At 69.6% G+C, this 17,610-nt stretch carries 16 protein-coding genes and 1 riboswitch; of the genes, 9 read left to right on the plus strand and 7 right to left on the minus strand.

Going from position 1 to position 17,610, the window contains the following annotated elements:
* Positions 1–31 precede the first annotated feature (31 nt).
* The 4 genes from OHS57_RS34230 to OHS57_RS34245 all read left to right on the plus strand — a co-directional run bounded on the left by OHS57_RS34230 (position 32) and on the right by OHS57_RS34245 (position 7,523).
* Entirely contained in the window at positions 32–787 is a 756-nt protein-coding gene (locus OHS57_RS34230; RefSeq protein WP_041994227.1) for a DeoR/GlpR family DNA-binding transcription regulator, read from the plus strand.
* 155 nt (positions 788–942) lie between these two features.
* The gene (gene qcrB / locus OHS57_RS34235; RefSeq protein ID WP_328584449.1) at positions 943–2,502 is read left to right on the plus strand and encodes a cytochrome bc1 complex cytochrome b subunit; all 1,560 of its coding nucleotides are present in this window, start codon (positions 943–945) and stop codon (positions 2,500–2,502) included.
* Between the two features lie 96 nt (positions 2,503–2,598).
* Positions 2,599–2,818: riboswitch (cobalamin riboswitch) on the plus strand.
* A gap of 162 nt (positions 2,819–2,980) precedes the next feature.
* On the plus strand, positions 2,981–5,305 hold the full coding sequence (metE, locus tag OHS57_RS34240; RefSeq protein WP_328584450.1) for a 5-methyltetrahydropteroyltriglutamate--homocysteine S-methyltransferase: 2,325 nt from the start codon (positions 2,981–2,983) through the stop codon (positions 5,303–5,305).
* A gap of 202 nt (positions 5,306–5,507) precedes the next feature.
* Complete coding sequence (locus tag OHS57_RS34245) at positions 5,508–7,523, plus strand: LamG-like jellyroll fold domain-containing protein (RefSeq protein ID WP_328584451.1); 2,016 nt, start codon at positions 5,508–5,510, stop codon at positions 7,521–7,523.
* 114 nt (positions 7,524–7,637) lie between these two features.
* On the opposite strand, the gene OHS57_RS34250 is transcribed toward OHS57_RS34245, so the two are convergent.
* A complete protein-coding gene (locus tag OHS57_RS34250) occupies positions 7,638–7,961 on the minus strand; it encodes an STAS domain-containing protein (protein WP_328584452.1) in 324 nt (107 codons plus the stop codon).
* 206 nt (positions 7,962–8,167) lie between these two features.
* The gene (locus OHS57_RS34255; RefSeq protein ID WP_041994237.1) at positions 8,168–8,749 is read right to left on the minus strand and encodes a dienelactone hydrolase family protein; all 582 of its coding nucleotides are present in this window, start codon (positions 8,747–8,749) and stop codon (positions 8,168–8,170) included.
* Positions 8,750–8,809: 60 nt separating this feature from the next.
* Here OHS57_RS34255 and OHS57_RS34260 point away from each other — a divergent pair, with 60 nt between their 5' ends.
* On the plus strand, positions 8,810–9,373 hold the full coding sequence (locus OHS57_RS34260) for an ArsR/SmtB family transcription factor (protein ID WP_328584453.1): 564 nt from the start codon (positions 8,810–8,812) through the stop codon (positions 9,371–9,373).
* A 22-nt stretch (positions 9,374–9,395) separates the two neighbouring features.
* Here the strand turns inward: OHS57_RS34260 and OHS57_RS34265 are convergent, their stop codons facing one another.
* Entirely contained in the window at positions 9,396–10,004 is a 609-nt protein-coding gene (locus OHS57_RS34265; protein WP_328584454.1) for a TetR/AcrR family transcriptional regulator, read from the minus strand.
* A gap of 143 nt (positions 10,005–10,147) precedes the next feature.
* Here OHS57_RS34265 and OHS57_RS34270 point away from each other — a divergent pair, with 143 nt between their 5' ends.
* Positions 10,148–10,873, plus strand: a complete 726-nt coding sequence (locus OHS57_RS34270) for an SDR family NAD(P)-dependent oxidoreductase (RefSeq protein WP_328584455.1) — start codon at positions 10,148–10,150, stop codon at positions 10,871–10,873.
* A 45-nt stretch (positions 10,874–10,918) separates the two neighbouring features.
* Here OHS57_RS34270 and OHS57_RS34275 read toward each other — a convergent pair whose 3' ends face one another.
* Entirely contained in the window at positions 10,919–11,986 is a 1,068-nt protein-coding gene (locus tag OHS57_RS34275; protein WP_443043013.1) for a PP2C family protein-serine/threonine phosphatase, read from the minus strand.
* A gap of 195 nt (positions 11,987–12,181) precedes the next feature.
* Between OHS57_RS34275 and OHS57_RS34280 the strand changes: the two genes are divergently transcribed.
* From OHS57_RS34280 to OHS57_RS34290, 3 genes are all read left to right on the plus strand, one after another.
* Complete coding sequence (locus OHS57_RS34280) at positions 12,182–12,844, plus strand: TetR/AcrR family transcriptional regulator (RefSeq protein WP_328584456.1); 663 nt, start codon at positions 12,182–12,184, stop codon at positions 12,842–12,844.
* 175 nt (positions 12,845–13,019) lie between these two features.
* Positions 13,020–13,196 carry a CsbD family protein gene (locus tag OHS57_RS34285; protein ID WP_078863838.1) on the plus strand — a complete coding sequence of 59 codons (177 nt, stop codon included), beginning with the start codon at positions 13,020–13,022 and terminating at the stop codon, positions 13,194–13,196.
* Between the two features lie 222 nt (positions 13,197–13,418).
* Positions 13,419–13,574: a DUF6131 family protein gene (locus OHS57_RS34290; RefSeq protein ID WP_107070236.1), complete on the plus strand. Its 156-nt coding sequence runs from the start codon at positions 13,419–13,421 to the stop codon at positions 13,572–13,574.
* Positions 13,575–13,666: 92 nt separating this feature from the next.
* Here the strand turns inward: OHS57_RS34290 and OHS57_RS34295 are convergent, their stop codons facing one another.
* The 3 genes from OHS57_RS34295 to OHS57_RS34305 form a co-directional block, all read right to left on the minus strand.
* Positions 13,667–14,782 carry an FUSC family protein gene (locus OHS57_RS34295; RefSeq protein WP_328584457.1) on the minus strand — a complete coding sequence of 372 codons (1,116 nt, stop codon included), beginning with the start codon at positions 14,780–14,782 and terminating at the stop codon, positions 13,667–13,669.
* A gap of 160 nt (positions 14,783–14,942) precedes the next feature.
* Positions 14,943–15,905 (minus strand): polyphosphate kinase 2, encoded by a 963-nt coding sequence (gene ppk2, locus OHS57_RS34300; protein WP_041994253.1) that lies wholly within the window; start codon positions 15,903–15,905, stop codon positions 14,943–14,945.
* A 60-nt stretch (positions 15,906–15,965) separates the two neighbouring features.
* Positions 15,966–17,402 (minus strand): lamin tail domain-containing protein, encoded by a 1,437-nt coding sequence (locus OHS57_RS34305; RefSeq protein WP_328584458.1) that lies wholly within the window; start codon positions 17,400–17,402, stop codon positions 15,966–15,968.
* Positions 17,403–17,610 lie beyond the last annotated feature (208 nt).

The following is a 17,610-nucleotide window of genomic DNA, read 5'->3' on the forward strand; positions in this document are numbered from 1 at the left end:
TTTCAAACGCATCCGATGTTCAATGTGGGATATGAGCACAGACCGACTGAGGCAGATCAGCGACGCGGTGCGCGAGACCGGCCGACGCAGCGTCGCCGAGCTGGCCGAGCTCACCGGCGCCTCAGAGATGACCGTCCGCCGTGATCTGGAGGTGCTGGCCGACCAGGGGGTCCTGGAGCGCTACCGCGGCGGCGCGCGAAGCCTGCTGCTGCGCGGCGAGGAGCCGCCCTTCGCGCTCAGGACCCAGGAAGGCCTTGAGGCGAAACAGCTCATCGCCGCCGAGGTCGCCACCATGATCGCGGAGGGTGAGTCGGTCGTCATCGACAGCGGCACCACCTGTCTGGAAGTGGCCCGCGCGCTTCAGCACCGACGGCTGACCGTCATGCCGTTGTCCCTGCACGCGGCCAACGAACTCACCAGCGGCACACAGTTGACGCTGCTGCTGCCCGGCGGTCAGCCGCGCCCCGGCGAACTGGCCCTGACCGGACCGCTGGCCGAGGCGTCGCTCGCCGCCCTGCGCTTCGACACCGCCGTCATCGGCTGCTGCGGCCTGACCGTGGCCGACGGCCTGACCGCGTACGATCTCGCCGACGCGACGATCAAGCGCGCCGCGATCACCTCGGCCCGCCGGGTCATCGCCGTGGCCGAGGCCGCCAAACTCTCCCGTACGGCCCTGGCGTTCGTCGCCCCGGCCGCCGCGCTGCACGCCGTGGTGACCGAGCGGTCCGCCCCGCAGGACGAGATCGACGGGCTGACCGCGGCCGGGGTCACCGTACGGAAGGTGTGACTCCTGGCTGACCCCGCTGCGATCGCACCCTACGTCGCGGCCAACGACCGTGTGTCCTGCGCCACATCAGGCCCTGTCGGTGTCACAACCGCGCCCCCCGCGCCGTCATGTGTCCGGACGGAACTGTCCATCCTGGCCGTTTCTGGGGGACACGGATGAGCACGACACGACAGGCACCCGCGGGTGAGCGCATGGCCGACTGGGCGGACGGCCGGCTCGGCATCTACGGCCTGGGCAGGACCTATTTGCGCAAGGTCTTCCCGGACCACTGGTCCTTCATGCTGGGCGAGATCTGCCTCTACAGCTTCATCATCCTCGTCCTCACGGGCGTCTACCTGACTCTCTTCTTCCACCCGTCGATGAACGAGGTGGTGTACCACGGGAGTTACGCCCCGCTGAACGGCATCAGGATGTCGGAGGCGTACGCCTCCACGCTGGACATCAGCTTCGACGTGCGCGGCGGACTGCTGATCCGGCAGATCCACCACTGGGCCGCACTCGTCTTCCTCGCCGCGCTGCTCGTGCACATGATGCGGCACTTCTTCACCGGCTCGTTCCGCAAGCCCCGCGAGATCAACTGGCTGTTCGGCTGGCTGATGCTGATCATCGGGCTCTTCGAGGGGCTGACCGGCTACTCGCTGCCGGACGACCTGCTGTCCGGTACGGGGATGCGCTTCGTGGACGGCGCCGTCCTCTCCACGCCCGTCGTCGGCACGTACCTGTCGATGTTCCTGTTCGGCGGGGAGTTCCCGGGACACGACATCGTGTCGCGCTTCTACTCCGTGCATGTGCTGCTGTTCCCGGGGATCATCGCCGCGCTCGTCGTCGTCCATCTGATCCTCGTCGTCTACCACAAGCACACCCAATTCCCGGGCCCCGGACGGACGGAGAAGAACGTCGTGGGGGCGCCGCTGATGCCGGTGTACATGGCGAAGGCCGGCGGCTTCTTCTTCCTGGTCTTCGGGACGATCGCGGTGATCGCGGCGGTCGCGGCGATCAACCCCGTCTGGTCGTACGGCCCTTACCGCCCCGACCAGGTGTCGACCGGTGCCCAGCCCGACTGGTACCTCGGCTTCTCCGAGGGACTGATCCGCATCATGCCGGGCTGGGAGATCAACGCCTGGGGTCACACACTCGTCCTCGGTGTGTTCGTGCCGCTGATGGTCTTCCCGCTGATGCTGGTCTTCATCGGGGCCTATCCGTTCGTCGAGGCATGGATAACCGGCGACCGCCGCGAACACCATCTGCTGGACCGGCCGCGCGACCGGCCGGTCCGTACGGCCATCGGCGCCGCGTGGATCAGTGAGTACCTGGTCCTGCTGGTCGGAGGCGGGAACGACCTGTGGGCGACCCACTTCCATCTGTCCATCAACGCCATCACCTGGACCGTGCGGGTCGCGTTCTTCGTGATGCCGGTGATCGTCTTCGTCGTGACCCGACGCGTCTGTCTGGGACTGCGGCGGCGCGACCGGGAGAAGGTGCTGCACGGCAGGGAGACCGGCATCGTCAAGCGGCTGCCGCACGGCGAGTTCGTCGAGGTGCACGAGCGGCTCTCGCCGGCCGAACTGTTCACCCTGACGCAGGGCGAACAGCCGCAGCCGCTCCAGCTCGGCCCCGCGACGGACAGCAACGGCGTGACCCGCAGAACCGGCCTGGCCCAGCGGGTGCGCGTACGGCTGTCACGGGCCTTCTACGACGAGAAGTCGCGGGTGTGACGGGCGGTGGCCGGCGTGCGCCGAGCGGCGCGCACCCAGGTGTCCGACGTGGTCCCGGATTGCGGGCGAGGGTGCGCGCGGGCCGTTCTTCCCTCTAGGCTGGTCCGTGCGACTGGTGAGCCCTGTCCGCCAGAGAGGGCTTCGTAAGAGGGAACCCGGTGAGAATCCGGGACTGCCCCGCAGCGGTGAGTGGGAACGACCGCCGTCATACGCACTGGACCCGGCCGGGTCTGGGAAGCGACGGCCATTAGGTGTCCCGTGACCTTCACGAGACGAGCCCACGAGTCCGAAGACCTGCCCGTTGCCCGTGCGCGACCGATCGCGCGCGGACATCCCGGTGACCTCGTGGGCGGGTCGGCGTACACATCGAGCGGCATACGCGGCGGCACAGCCTCGCGGGCGGCCCGGTTGGTCCGTCCCTTCGCGTCCGCGGTCCCGTCCCCGGGATACCAGGACACATCTCGCGAAGGAGAGTTCCGTGACAGCGAAGCCCGCAGCCGCGGCAGCACGAGCCACCGTCCACGGCTACCCCCGCCAGGGTCAGAACCGTGAACTGAAAAAGGCCGTCGAGGGGTACTGGAAGGGCCGAGTCACCGCCGACGCCCTCCGGGAGACCGCGGCAGGCCTGCGCCGTTCGAACTGGCAGCAGCTGGCCGAGGCCGGCATCGAGGAGGTGCCGTCCGGTGACTTCTCGTACTACGACCATGTTCTGGACACCAGCGTCATGGTCGGCGCTGTCCCCGAGCGGCACCGCGCGGCGGTCGGCGCCGACGCGCTCGACGGGTATTTCGCGATGGCCCGGGGCAATCAGGACATCGCCCCGCTCGAAATGACCAAGTGGTTCGACACGAACTACCACTACCTCGTGCCGGAGCTGGGCCCGGACACCGTCTTCACCGCCGACTCCGGCAAGCAGGTCACCGAGCTGAAGGAGGCTGTCGCGCTCGGGCACACCGCGCGGCCGGTCCTCGTCGGCCCGGTCACGTACCTGCTGCTCGCCAAGCCCGCGCCCGGCGTCGCGGCCGACTTCGAGCCGCTGACCCTGCTGGACCGGCTGCTGCCGGTGTACGCCGAGGTGCTGGCCGATCTGCGGGCGGCCGGCGCCCAGTGGGTGCAGCTCGACGAGCCCGCGCTGGTGCAGGACCGCACCCCCGCCGAACTGAACGCCGCCGCCCGCGCCTACCGCGACCTGGGCGGCGCGGCCGACCGGCCGAAGCTGCTCGTCGCCTCGTACTTCGGGCGGCTCGGCGAGGCGCTGGCCGTCCTGGCCAAGGCGCCGGTCGAAGGCCTCGCCCTCGACTTCACCGAGTCGGGCGCCGCCAACCTCGAAGACCTCGCAGCGGCCGGCGGACTGCCCGGCAAGCGGCTGGTCGCCGGCGTCGTCAACGGCCGCAACATCTGGATCAACGACTACGAGAATTCACTGGCCACGCTGGGCACCCTCCTCGGTCTCGCGGACCGGGTCGACGTCTCGTCGTCCTGCTCGCTCCTGCACGTACCGCTGGACGCAGACGCCGAGCGCGACATCGATCCGCAGATCGCCCGCTGGCTCGCGTTCGCCCGGCAGAAGACGCAGGAGATCGCCGTCCTGGCGCGCGGTCTGGCACGGGGCACCGATGCCATCGCTGCCGAACTCGCCTCCAACCGCGCCGATCTGGCCTCCCGCGCCGGGTCGGAACTGACCAGCGACCCCGCGGTACGGGCCCGTACCGCGGCCATCACCGACGCCGACGGGCGGCGCTCGCAGCCGTACCCCGAGCGGACCCTCACCCAGCGCGCGCACCTCGGGCTCCCGCTGCTGCCGACCACGACCATCGGCTCGTTCCCGCAGACCGACGAACTGCGCACCGCCCGGGCCGACGTGCGGACCGGCCGGATCGACACCGCCGGGTACGAGGAGCGCATCAAGAACGAGATCAGGGACGTCCTGTCCTTCCAGGAGAAGGCCGGGATCGACGTCCTGGTGCACGGCGAGCCCGAACGCAACGACATGGTGCAGTACTTCGCCGAGCAGCTGACCGGCTATCTGGCGACGCAGCACGGCTGGGTGCAGTCCTACGGCACCCGGTACGTCCGGCCGCCGGTGCTGGCCGGCGACATCTCACGGCCCGAGCCGATGACGGTGCGCTGGACGACGTACGCGCAGTCCCTGACCGACCGCCCGGTCAAGGGCATGCTCACCGGACCCGTCACCATGCTGGCCTGGTCCTTCGTCCGCGACGACCAGCCGCTCGGCGACACCGCGCGCCAGGTCGCCCTCGCGCTGCGCGACGAAGTGAACGACCTTGAGGCGGCCGGTACTTCGGTCATCCAGGTCGACGAGCCTGCCCTGCGCGAAACGCTGCCGCTGCGTGCCGCCGACCACGCCGCCTACCTGGACTGGGCCACCGAGTCGTTCCGGCTCACCACCAGCGGTGTCGGCCCGGCCACCCAGATCCACACGCACATGTGCTACGCCGAGTTCGGCGACATCGTGCAGGCCATCGACGACCTCGACGCCGACGTCATCAGCCTGGAGGCCGCCCGCTCGCACATGCAGGTCGCCGGCGAACTCGCCGCACACGGCTACCCGCGTGAGGCGGGCCCCGGCGTGTACGACATCCACTCGCCGCGCGTGCCGAGCGCCGAAGAGGCGGCGGCCCTGCTGCGTAAGGGACTTGAGGCCATCCCGGCCGAGCGGCTGTGGGTCAACCCCGACTGCGGCCTGAAGACCCGCGGCTGGCCCGAGACCCGGGCCTCGCTGGAGAACCTGGTCGCGGCCGCCCGCGAGATCCGCGCCGAACTGGCCACCGAGGGCTCCTGACCGACGGAAGCGGTCCGGGGCGGACACCACGGGTGTCTGCCCCGGACCTGCCTGGTGCTGCCCGCGTGTCGGAGTCGCTGACCGCCGCGGTGTTGGGGGAGTGTTCGGCAGTCCGCAGCCGATGAGCAATCTTGCCGTTCCGACATGATCCGTACCGTGACGCCGTTCGAATCCCCCTTTCTCAACGTGCGGAGCGGAAATCATGGACGGCTCTCCTGCGGTCGGCAGCGGCGGCAAACCCGGACCGGTCGACAACCACGCGGACGACTGCGGTTGCCCCCGCACGGCCGATCTCGACGGCGACAGCATCGCCGCGGCGAGCCGGCGCACCTTCCTGCGGGGCGCGGGCGCGGTGGGGGCAGGCGCGGCTGCGGCCGGACTGCTGGGCGCCACACCGGCGTTGGCCGCCGCCGGTGCCGGCCGGCCGGACGAGGACCCGTACGGCCGGACGACGATGACCCCCGCACCGCGCGGCACGTGGCGGCCGGACCCGGAGAATCCGCGCTTCACGGTCGTCGTGATGCCCGACACGCAGTACATGTTCGACCAGGACCGCATCCACCCGGTCCCCGTCGAGGCGTCCTTCCGGTACGTCCTCGACCCCGAGCGCCGGGCCGGTGGCGACGACGAGAACATCGTCTTCCTCGCCCACCTCGGCGATGTGACCAACAACGGCCTCGCCGAGGAGTACTCAGCGGCGACCAAGGTCTTCGACATGCTCGACCGGGCCGGCGCCTCGTACGGGGTGCTGGCGGGCAACCACGACGTCTCGGCTGACGACCAGCGTGGCGCCACCCCGTACCTGGACAGCTTCGGCCCCGCGCGGGCGAGGAAGACGCCCGGCTACCACTCCTCCAGCCCCGACGGCTACAACACCTGCCACATCTTCCGGGCCGGCGGCCGGTCCTGGATGCTGCTCTCCCTCGACTGGCGGCTGTCGGAGAAGGGCTTCGCCTGGGCGAACAAGGTCATCGCCGACAACCCGACGCTGCCGGTCATCGTGACCACACACGAGATCGTGGACTCGGACGGGGAAGGCAACGCCTCGCTGTCCGAGTACGGCCGGCAGATGTGGGACAAGCTCATCAAGGACAACGACCAGGTCTTCCTCACCCTCAACGGGCACTTCTGGCCGCCCGGGAACACCGTGCTGAAGAACAGCGCCGGCCACGACGTGCACCTGCACATCACCAACTACCAGGACCGGTACTACGGCGGTGCAGGGATGATCCGTTCCTACCGCTTCGACCTCAACCGCGGTGTGATCGACATCGCCACCCTCTCGCCGTGGATACGCGAGCTGGCGGCGAAGGACGAGCTGAACGCCCTCGCCGCGCAGGAGATCGAACTGACCTCCAAGGTCGACCACTTCTCCATGGTGATCGACTTCGACGAGCGCTTCGCCGGCTTCGCGCCGGTACCGCCGCGTGCGCCGCGCCCGGCCCGGCGGATGCTGGTGCCCGGCACACTCGCCTACTGGCGGTTCGACGAGGGCGCGGCCGCCGGCAGCGACGTCGCGGGCGACACGAAGATCAAGGACCTGACGGGCCATGGCAACGACCTGGTGCTGCGCACCGTCCCCGGTTCCCCCGCACACAGTCTGACCTGGACCGACGACCACCACCCCGACCAGCCGGGACACGGCGCGCTGGTCTTCGCGGGACAGGGCAACCCGGTCAGCGGCGCGTATCTCCAGACCCTCGACCGCGCCCCGATCAACCGGGAGACCTTCCGGCACGGTTTCACCTTCGAGCTGTTCTTCAAGGTGCCCGCCGACTGGGACCCGAACCGCAACGGCTGGTCGTCGATGCTCAGCCGCTGGGGCACGGCGGCCGAGGCGGGGAAGAACGGTCCGTCGGCGACCGCCGAGGAGCCCGTGCTCACCATCAGCCTGTCGAGCTCCGTCGAACTGCAGTGGAACGCCTATCCGCTCAACCAGACCGGTGCCACGACGGGTTGGAGCCATCTGTTGCAGCAGGACGAGTGGTGGCATGTCGCCGTCGTCAACGACGGCCGTATCAGCAAGCTGTACGTCAACGGCTGCGAGGAAGGCCGTAACCCGACCAGCCCCGCCGTCGGTCTCGCCACCCTCAACTTGCCGTTCATGCTGGGCGGTTACGAGTGGGCCGGCGCCGTCAGCCAGGTCTTCCACGGCACCATCGGTGACGTACGGATCGCCGACCGGGCCCTGAAGCCGGGCCAGTTCATGAACGCCTGATCCGCGGCGGCGGTGCGGTGACGGCCGGGGGCACAGGGGCCGTGGCGGCCGGGACGGTCAGGCGTGTGACGGCGCCGAGTCCTCCCGGCCGTCGTCCGCCCGCCGGCGCCGGTGTCACCGCGTCAGGGGAAGACCGGTACCCGCGGTCGCCGCGCGGGCGGCGTCCGTCGTGGGGTGGAGATTCATCACGCGGTCCACACCGGTCACCTCCAGCAGCCGCCGCACCGGCTCGGAGGGAGCGGCGATCCGCAGGGTGGTCGCCTGGTGGATGTGCAGCAGCAGGTTCAGGAAGCTGGAGTCGCAGAACGTGATGTCACTGGCATCCAGGATGACCGTCCGATGCGACGCGGCGGCGCTTCCCAGCTCGTCCTGCAGGGGGCCGAGGCTGTCGATGTCAACGTCGCCGTGGGCCGCGATAACCGCGGGCTTGTCTGTCAAGGGCTTCTCGATCCATGCGGGGGCCGGGCTCAGGTGGTGCTACTACGACGGTAGCCTAGGCCCGATCGGACGCCCGGGGCACCGGCCGCGACCACGAGTTGCCCGGCGAAGCCACAAACATCCCTGCTCAGCGACGTGGTCCGGCGCCCTGGGCGAGGAGGTTCCGGGCTACGCCGCCCGCGTCCGTTCGAGTAGTCGGCCCGGGGCTACCGGGGGAGTTTTGCGAGGAAGGTGTGGATTCGGTCCTCCAGCAGGGCGGCGGCTTGCGGGGTGTACGAGTCCAGTGACTCGTCCGTGAAGAGGTGTTCGGTGCCCGGGTAGAGGAAGAGTTCCGCGTCCTTCGCGCCGGCCACCAGGGCTCGGGCGGCGTCGAGGTCGCCGTCGTCCACGAAGAACGGGTCCGCGTCCATCGCGTGTACCTGGACGGGGACTTCCTGGGGCCAGGCGTCGCCGAACTCCGAGACGGGGAGCGCCGCGTGCAGGAGTAGTGCGCCACGGGCGCCGGGGCGGGTCTGGGCCAACTGCTGGGCGGGTACCACGCCCAGGGAGAAGCCCGCGTACACCAGCTCGGCCGGGAGGCCCTCCACGGCTCGTACGCCGCGCTGGGCGATCTCGCCGAAGCCGATCTCCTGCGCGTGGGCAACGCCCTCCTGGACCGTGGCGAAGGTGCGCCCCTCGAAGAGGTCGGGCGTGTGCACGGTGTGCCCGGCGCCGCGCAGCCGGTCGGCGAACGCGCTGATGCCCGGCGTGAGTCCGTGGGAGTGATGGAAGACGACTACCTCGGCCATGCGTACACTTCCTTCGAACCGTAACTGTCGATTGATCCATGACTATAGATTGATCCAAGAATGCAGATCAATACGCCGGACTACGAGATCGCCGAATCGGTCGAGATCCTGACGAAGGCGCAACTGCGGGCCTTCGCTGATCCGTTGCGCATGACGCTGCTCGACCTGGTGCTGGAACGCGCCGCGACGGTCGCGGAGCTCGCCGAGGCGGTGCGACGGCCCAAGAGCACCGTCGCGCACCATGTGAAGGTGCTGGTGGACGCCGGTCTGTTGCGCATAGTGCGGACCCGGAAGGTGCGGGCGATCGACGAGCGGTTCTACGGGCGCACCGGTCGTACGATCCACAACCGCGTGTTCCGCGCCCCGGGCGACGTCGACACCCCTCGGTGCGTCAACTCGCTGACCACGGCGGCCGCCGAGTCGGTCGACGCGCACGAGGCCGACCGGCTGTACACGACGCAGCGCTACACCCGCATCCCCGCTGACAGGGCGTCGGAGTTCTGGCGGCGCGTGGACGCGCTGGCCAACGAGTTCTCGCAACTTCCCGCCGAAGGTGACGTGACGTACAGCTTCGTGGCGGGCCTGTACCCGACGGACCACCCGGTCCTGCCGGACCTCGCCTAGCGCGACGGCGGCGGTCGGCCGGTCAGCCGCGCACCGCGGCAAGGCACTCGTCGTACAGCTCCATGATGTCGCCCGTGCCGTCGTGGTCGACCCATGTCACCGACGCCGCGTCCAGGCAGGCGAACGCCGTCCCGATCACCGCGCGCGCCTTCCCGCCCGCGCCGTCGGTGGCGGCGTCCATGCGCGCCTCGACGAGCGGCAGCAGCTCCTCCTGGAACCGCAGCCGCTTTTCGAGCCAACCGGCCCGCAGCGAAGCGGTGTTGTGCAGGAGACGGAACCGCTCCAAGGCCTCTTCGCGGCTGTTGTGCAACGCCAGTACGGCGGCGACTCCCGCGCGCAGGGCCTCCCACACGCCGACGTCGGCCGGCAGCCCGCTGATCGTGCCGGTCAGCACCTGCCCGAACCGTTCCTGGCCGCCGCCCAGCAGGTCTTCCTTCGTGCCGAAGTAGCGGAAGAGGGTGCGCTGGGAGACGCCGGCCTCGCGGGCGATCTGGGCGATGGTCGTCTCGTCGTAGCCCTGCTCGGTGAACAGGCGCAGGGCCGTGTCGAGGATCTCCCGGGAGGCGAGCAGCCGTGTCCGGTCCCACAGCGTGGCCGGTCTGCCCTTCGCCGATTCGGCTTCCCGCGTCATGCGCCCAGATTAGCGCAGCGCTGCCAGGGTGGCACTCGCATGCAAGTTGGCAGTCGCTGCCACGTGGTCGTACGCTGCTATAAGGCGGCCGTCACGACGGCCCGCCGCCTCCCCTCTCCCTCAAGAACGCGAAGGAACGCATCATGTCCGCACCCGCAGCTCCCCCCGCAGCTCTCGTCACCGGCGGAACCAGCGGCATCGGCAAGGCGACCGCAGAACTGCTCCACTCCCGCGGCTACCGCGTCATGGTCACCGGCGTCAGCAGCCTCGCCGACACCGGACTTCCCGAAGACATCACGGTCGTCAAGGCGGACGCGCGGTCCCTGCCGGACCTCGACCGCGCGATGGAGCAGGTACGCAGTCAGTTCGGCTCCCTCGACCTGCTCCACCTCAACGCGGGCATCTCCCGCCCCGGCCCGATCGAGTCGACCGACGAAGCCGCCTTCGACGCGCTGTTCGACATCAACGTCAAGGGCACCTTCTTCACCCTGCAGAAGGCGCTCCCGCTCCTCAACGAGGGAGCTTCGATCGTGTTCACCGTGGGCGCCGGCGAAGGGGTCGGGGCCGCCATGACGGCGGCCAAGGGCGCTCTGCTGCCGCTCATGCGGTCCCTCGCGCTCGAACTCGCGCCCCGCCGGATCCGCGTCAACGCCGTCAGCCCGGGGCTGATCAACACCCCCGCCTACAGCAAGATGGGTGTCTCGCAGGAAATGATCGAGACCTGGGGGCGGGACGTCCCGCTCGGCCGCGCCGGCGCTCCCGCCGACGTCGCCGAGGCTGTGGCCTTCCTCGCCTCGGACGCCGCCGGGTACATCACCGGCGACGACCTCGTGATTTCCGGGGGCATCGGCGTACACGCCCGCGCGTGACGCGCCGGGCGGCCCGGCGGGGCCGGACCGGGACCGGGACCGGGCTCAGGCCTTGACGACGGCCGTGAAGATGACGATGTCGTCGATCTGCCGGCCGGCGAAGGTCTCCAGCAGGGTGTCGCACAGCGTCTGTGAGTCCTGCGGGCCCTGGACGACCGCGTCACTCAGCTCCTGGAGCGAGCGGTCGATGTGGGCGCCGGGGATCTCGATGAGTCCGTCGGTGACCATCAGCAGCCGGGCGCCGGGGGAGACGTGGTGGGTCGTGGGCGTCGGGTGGGACAGCCCGAGCCCCAGCAGCGGGCCATGGTCGTGGAGATAGCGGGCCGCGCCGTCGGAGGGCATGAGCAGCGGCGGCAGATGTCCCGCGTTGGCAATGTGGATCCGGCCCGTACCGGGCTCGACGAGGACGATACAGAGAGTCGCCGTCCAGCCGGGGCGGTGCTGCACCAAGAGCCCGTCCAGGAGCGACAGCAGGACATTCGGCGGATGGCCCTCGCTGGCGTACGCGCGCAGCGCGTGACGTAGCTCGCCCATCACGATCGCGGCCTGGAGGCTGTGTCCTGCCACGTCCCCGACGGCCAGCAGCAGTCCGTCCGGGGTCTCGACGGCCTCGTAGAAGTCGCCGCCGATCTCGGACTGGGAGGCCGCCGGAAGATAGCGCACGGCCAGCTCCACGCCGGGCAGGTCGGGCAGCGAGTCGGGGAGGAAGGTGCGCTGGAGCGTTACGGCGAACTGGTGCTCCTCGCTGTACAGCGCGACGACACCGCGGTTGGTCTCCTCCAACTCGGCGGCCAGATCCTCGCTGAGGGCCGTCACCTGCCCGTGGGCCTGTTCCAGCTCGGCCACGCGCCGTTTCAGCTCGGCCACGCTCGACCGCGAGCGGGTCAGGGCCGCGAGGAGATCACTCGTCTGCGGGGAGGGAGGCGTGTCGGACGTACTACTGGGGATGCCGGTCGTCGTGCCGCACCTCGCACCGGGGCTGTCGGTGCTGCCGTCGAGACTCCCCGTCCCGTCGACACTCCCCGTCCGGCCGCGACGGTGGTTCGTCCCGCCACTACCGTCCGTCACGCCGAGGTTCTCTGTCTCCTCATGGTTGTCCATGGCCTCCAACATCTGGCACACCTCACCTTCCGCCCGTGCCGTCCGGTGCTGCACCTCCCGCCACGGGGCATCGTTCCTTGTGACCGTGTGCAACCACGCCTTCCCCGGAACCGCACGAACATCCGTGGCGTCACGGCGGCGGCCCGCCCGGCGGGGGAGTCCCCACGGGGGAGGTCGGCGATAAGCTTCACGGCGTAAGCTGACACCATGGAAAACAGCGGAACAGCAGCCCAGGCCGCACCGAAGCGGGCCGCCCGTACGCGCAACCGCCGCGGCGAGGGCGGGCGGCTGCGGGACGACATCATCGCCGCCGCTGTGGAACTCCTCGACGAAGCAGGGGACGAACGCGCCATCACGCTGCGATCGGTCGCCCGCAAGGTCGGCATCGCCGCCCCCTCGATCTATCCGCACTTTCCGGACCAGCCGGCCATCATGCTCGCCGTCGTACAGCGCGAGTTCGCCGAGCTGCGTGACGGTCTGCGCGCTGCGGTGGCGAAGGCCGGCAGCGACCCCCGGCAGCGGTTGCACGCCGTGTGCACCACCTATCTGGACTTCGCCCAGCTCCGCCCGGAGCGCTACCGCACGATGTTCGGCGGCCTCTGGATGCCGGATCTGGACGACAGCTCCCTGACCGAGGCGGATCTGGCCGCCCTCGGCGACGAAACGATGCAGATCCTCATCGACGCGCTCGCCGAGTGCGCCGCCGCGGGGGAGTCCGCCAGCACCGATCCGTCGAGCGACGCGGTCGCGCTGTGGCTGGGTCTGCACGGTCTCGCGCACCAGCGCGCGGTGGCCCCCGCGTTCCCCTGGCCGCCGGACATCGCCGAGCGGATCATCGCCGCGCTGGCTCACCTGACCGGGCCGACCTGACCGGGCCCGCCTGACCGGGACGGCCGGCCGAGCCGTACATCCCGGGAATTACCGTTCCGGAGCGCCCTGACTTCCGTCTGCGATTTCCGCTTCCGAATTTTCCTGGTTTAGGTGCGGAATTCGGGGTGAGGCGTGGTGGTGCAACATCTTCGAGTGGGACAGGGTGTGAGTGGTTGTGGCTGCGGACGAAAAGGCTCAGGGCAAGGGCGAGCAGGCCAAGGGCAAGGTCAAGAAGGTCGTCGGAGGCGCTGTGGGCAACGAGTCCATGCGTGCCGAGGGCCGTGCCGAAGAGTCGAAGGGCGACCTGCGCTCGGCCAAGGAAAAGGCCAAGGACGCGATCAAGCCCAAGTAACATCACACACCGGTCCCGGGTAGCCGCTCCTTTCGTCGGCTCCCGGGATCAGTGCTGTTCCGGCCCTGGTGGCAGCCGTGGGAGCCGTCGAAAATCAGATGGGGACGGCGTGCATGGGTGCCCGAGAGCGGGGCACACGGAGACAACGCGGGAAGAGGGTGCTGCGGATCCGTCGGAATGAGGATCTGTACGCACCGAAGAGACGTGAAGATCGGAATTGAAATGATTGTCCTTGGCGTCATTCTGCTCATAATCGGCCTGCTGGTCGGTGTCTCGCTGCTGACGACCGTCGGCGGCATCCTTGTAGTGGTCGGCGCGGTCCTGTGGATCCTTGGCTCGACGGGACGCAAGGTCGGTGGGCGTAAACACTACTTCTAAGAACCGCACCCTGCGCGGTTGTTGAGCGATGGGAAAAGGGTCCTGTCCTGCCGAGTGACGGCACCCTTCAGTAAACCCGGGGTCCGGCGGAATCACCTTCCGCCGGGCCCCGTCGGCGTACCCCGCTCAGCGGTCTGCCGCAGTTCGTGCAGCAGCCGGCCGATGTCGGTGACGAGCGAGCCGCGCAAGGCGGTCTGTGCGGGCGAGTCGAAGCGCCCGTGGTGGCTGCTGCTCTCCAGGGCCTGGCGCCGGTCGTCGGCCTCGCGCAGGGCGGCGTCGAGGTCGGCGGGATCGTGCTGCCGCCGCATGAATTCGTCCAGGATGTCCGCCGAGCGGCGCAGCAAGTCGCCGTAGTCGTCGAGGAATTCGCGCGGCAGCAGGTCGTAGTCCCCGGTGCGGGCGGCGTAGGACAGGCTCCGGACGATGGACTGGATGTGCCACAGAGCCCTGTCGACGACGGTGATGGCGGACGGGGCGCGGACCAGCAGCCGACGGGCGTCGGGCAGTGAACGGCGCGGATTCAGCCGGGAGTTCTCGGTCTCCTCGTCGATGACGCGCAGGGCCGCTGCGGCGTCGGCGGAGATCAGCGTGCACTGGTCGTTCCAGTCCTGAAGGTCCTTCTCGTCGAGGGCTTCCGCCGAGGCGGTCGCCGTGGCGATGGTGACGAGGACGTGCTGGGCCCGCGCGGAGAGCGTCTCGACGACCTGCTCGGACCGGCCGGTGCGCCGGGCGGGGGCGAGGGCCAGGTGCATGACGATGGCGCAGGCCGCGCCGAGCGTCACGGACGCCACCAGATGACCGATGTACGCGATGCTGCCGTGCCCCGCCGAGAAGGCGAAGATGCCGATCACCGACACCTGCGTCCCCTGGTACCCCAGCCGCTGGGTCTTGCCGATCGCGAGGGCGCAGAGGATGAGTACGGCGAGACTCCACGCGTGAACCCCGACCGTCTCCCCGAGGCCGGCGGCGAGCGCGGTGCCGAGGACCATCGCGGTCAGGTACTGGACGCAGTCGCGGAACGACTTGTAGAGCGTGACCTGCAATATCAGCAGGGCGGTGAACGGCGCGAACGTGGTCACCGTCGGCGGCAGCAGCCACTTGGCCAGCATCCACGCGGCCACCGCCGCCACGACGCCCTTCGCCTGAAGCAACAGGTCGTCCCGCTCGGGACCGGACGAGGCGATCCCCCGGACGCAATGACGAACCACCCGCGCACCAGTACGCCGAGGCGCCCCCGCATACCACCGAAGCGCCCCCGCTACGCCGCGCCCGCGTGGTGAACTCCCTTGGCCGGTCGGGCCGGCGGATCTCTTTGCCATCAATGTCCCTCTTCGCAACGGGAAGTTCCAACGGTCACCGGGCCAGGCGTCAGGTGAGGTCGGTGGGGTGGTCGCCCGGGCCTTCCGTGCGTTCCGTCAGGACCGTGGGGGAGAGGCTGGTGTCCTCCTCGCCCGGTTCCAGGAGGGTGTTGGCCGGGCCGATGATCCGGGGGTCGGGTTCGCCGACCGCCTCGGCGTCCTTGTTGGCGTAGTCGATGCGGAACAGCAGACTGCGCATCGCTTCGAGCCGCGCCCGGCGTTTGTCGTTGCTCTTGACGACCGTCCACGGGGCGCGGTCGGTGTCGGTGGCGCGGAACATGTCGACCTTCGCCGTCGTGTACGCGTCCCAGAGGTCCAGGGACGCCACGTCGGTGGGGGAGAGCTTCCACTGGCGTACCGGGTCGACCTGACGGATGGCGAAGCGGGTGCGCTGCTCGCTGCGGGAGACGGAGAACCAGAACTTCACCAGCACGATGCCCTCGTCGACGAGCATCCGTTCGAAGCCGGGGCATTGCGTGAGGAACAGCTCGTACTGCTCCTGGCTGCAGTACCCCATGACGCGCTCCACGCCCGCCCGGTTGTACCAGGACCGGTCGAAGAAGACGATTTCTCCGCGCGCGGGCAGATGGGCCACGTAACGTTGGAAGTACCACTGGCCGGATTCGCGGTCGGTCGGCTTGTCGAGAGCCACCACCCGGGCCCCGCGCGGGTTCAGCCGCTCCGTGAAGCGCTGGATCGTGCCGCCTTTGCCCGCCGCGTCCCGTCCCTCGCACACCACCATGACGCGCGCGCCGCTGTCCCTGGCCCAGCGCTGGAGTTTGAGCATCTCGATCTGCAGGATGCGCTTGCTTCGCTCGTAGTCCTTGCGGGAGACCTTCTCGTCGTAGGGGTGGTTCTCCCGCCAGGTGCCGATCGTCCGGCCGTGCTCGTCCAGGAGGACCGGCTGCTCGGGTCTGCTGTCATCCACTTTGAGGCCGTCGAGCAGGGCCTTTTCCGCCTCTTTACGGTCCATGTGGTGCCGGTGCCCGGTGGAGCGGGGCGGAAACCGGCCGCCCCACCCCGTGTCGACGTGTCAGGCGGTGCAGTTCAGCGTGCCGGCGCGCAGCGCGTGGCCGCCGTCGTTGGCGTCGTCGGACCAGACGACCGGCTTGTGGCCGGAGACGCAGGCCGACTGGGGGGCGATGGCGAAGCCCTCGTTGTTGTAGTTCGACATCCCCGAGGGGCGGTCGTACACCGCGGTCGCGGCGAACTGGCCCTGGGCGTTGATGTCGAGGACCGCACTCTGGCCCTGGCAGGAGTCGTCGCAGACCGCCCACAGATGCCCGGTGGCCGGCTCGAACTCCAGCTCCATCACGGCCGACAGGCCGCTGGCGACGGTGGCGATCCGGGTGAAGCCGCCGCCGGACTGGTTGAGGGCGTACGCGTAGATCGTGCTGTTGTCCTCGACACCGCCGAAGAACAGACCGCTGCCGTGGCCCGGGTAGGACGCCGGGTCGTAGGCCGCTCCCGTGTGCTCGTCACGGAAGTCGTGCGCGGTCAGGAACGAGTCGGGGATCCACGAGATCCCCTCGAACCCGCCGTTCTCGGGGAGCGAGGGCAGGTCGGAGGTGAGGTTCCACTCCGCGGTCGCGTTCAGCGAGGACGATGTGGCGGAGCCGTCGAAGCGCAGGATCTCGGGCTTGCTGGTGGAGTCCTTGTCGTTGTCGCGCTCGGTGGCGACGAACAGCCCCTCGGGGGTGCTGACCACGGCTTCCGCGTCGGGATCGCCGCTGCCGCCCGGGTAGTGCAGGGCCTTGCCCTTGGACCAGCCACCGGTCGTGTCGGGGCGCCAGGTCGAGCCGTTGGGCACCAGCCGGTAGAGCTTGCTCGGGCCGTTGTTCACCGCCCAGAGGACGCCGCTGCTCTCGAAGGACAGACCGCTGAGGTTCTCCCCGAACACGTTCGAGCCGTCGGCGTTGGTCACGGCCGAACCGCCCGGCCAGGCCCCGTGGACCGGCTGGCCGCCGCCCCCGCCGGTCGTGCCGCAGGCGTTCGCCTTGCCCTTGGTCGGGGTCGTCGTGGTGGTGAACGCGCCGGTGCCGTCCGGGCAGCGGCCGTACGTGGTGTCGGCGTGGTCGTCCCAGCTGTAGGAGTCCACCAGCGTCGAGCCGTTGTACAGCCGCGCCGAGTCCTCGCTGCCCAGGCCGAACGACGGGTCGACGTCCAGCGCCAGGAAAGCGCCGGCGGCCAGCGTCGTCTTCTTGGCGATCTTGTACGAGTGGTCGTCGTCGTTGTCCTTGACGAGCCATCCGGACACGTCGACCGCCGCGGAACCGGTGTTGACGATCTCGACCCAGTCACCCGGACTGCCGTTGTTCGACTCGACCTCGTTGATCCGAACCGTGGCCTGGGCGGCCTGGGCGGCCTGGGCCTGGGTCTGTGCCGAGGCAGGCGCACCGGACAGGCCGAGGGCCAGGAAGGTCAGAACAACGGCGGTGACGGGGGCTTGACTACGCCAGTGCGTACGCACGATGGCCGCTCCTCATGTCGGGGATCGAGCAGGCGAGGAGCGCGCTCACGCTCCCGGCGAAGCATCGGGCACCCCGGCGACCAGGGGCTGAACACGCTACGAACAATGCGTGTAACCCGCAGGAGTTACCCCGGACCGCCGCCCGGAGTGATCACCGCTCAGCCCGCGTTCACACGGTGTTGGTGTCCACTTGCTTCGATGAACGGGT

Source organism: Streptomyces sp. NBC_00370 (genome assembly GCF_036084755.1).
Classification (GTDB): domain Bacteria; phylum Actinomycetota; class Actinomycetes; order Streptomycetales; family Streptomycetaceae; genus Streptomyces.

What these genes read in the sequence shown, in the direction of transcription:
- OHS57_RS34255 (WP_041994237.1), bottom strand. Translation starts at nt 8,749, where the DNA reads ATGGCCGAGGTAGTCGTCTTCCATCACTCCCACGGACTCACGCCGGGC.
- ppk2 (WP_041994253.1), bottom strand. Translation starts at nt 15,905, where the DNA reads ATGGACCGTAAAGAGGCGGAAAAGGCCCTGCTCGACGGCCTCAAAGTG.
- OHS57_RS34260 (WP_328584453.1), top strand. Translation starts at nt 8,810, where the DNA reads ATGCAGATCAATACGCCGGACTACGAGATCGCCGAATCGGTCGAGATC.
- OHS57_RS34275 (WP_443043013.1), bottom strand. Translation starts at nt 11,986, where the DNA reads ATGTTGGAGGCCATGGACAACCATGAGGAGACAGAGAACCTCGGCGTG.
- qcrB (WP_328584449.1), top strand. Translation starts at nt 943, where the DNA reads ATGAGCACGACACGACAGGCACCCGCGGGTGAGCGCATGGCCGACTGG.
- OHS57_RS34245 (WP_328584451.1), top strand. Translation starts at nt 5,508, where the DNA reads ATGGACGGCTCTCCTGCGGTCGGCAGCGGCGGCAAACCCGGACCGGTC.
- OHS57_RS34270 (WP_328584455.1), top strand. Translation starts at nt 10,148, where the DNA reads ATGTCCGCACCCGCAGCTCCCCCCGCAGCTCTCGTCACCGGCGGAACC.
- OHS57_RS34230 (WP_041994227.1), top strand. Translation starts at nt 32, where the DNA reads ATGAGCACAGACCGACTGAGGCAGATCAGCGACGCGGTGCGCGAGACC.
- OHS57_RS34280 (WP_328584456.1), top strand. Translation starts at nt 12,182, where the DNA reads ATGGAAAACAGCGGAACAGCAGCCCAGGCCGCACCGAAGCGGGCCGCC.
- OHS57_RS34265 (WP_328584454.1), bottom strand. Translation starts at nt 10,004, where the DNA reads ATGACGCGGGAAGCCGAATCGGCGAAGGGCAGACCGGCCACGCTGTGG.
- OHS57_RS34290 (WP_107070236.1), top strand. Translation starts at nt 13,419, where the DNA reads ATGATTGTCCTTGGCGTCATTCTGCTCATAATCGGCCTGCTGGTCGGT.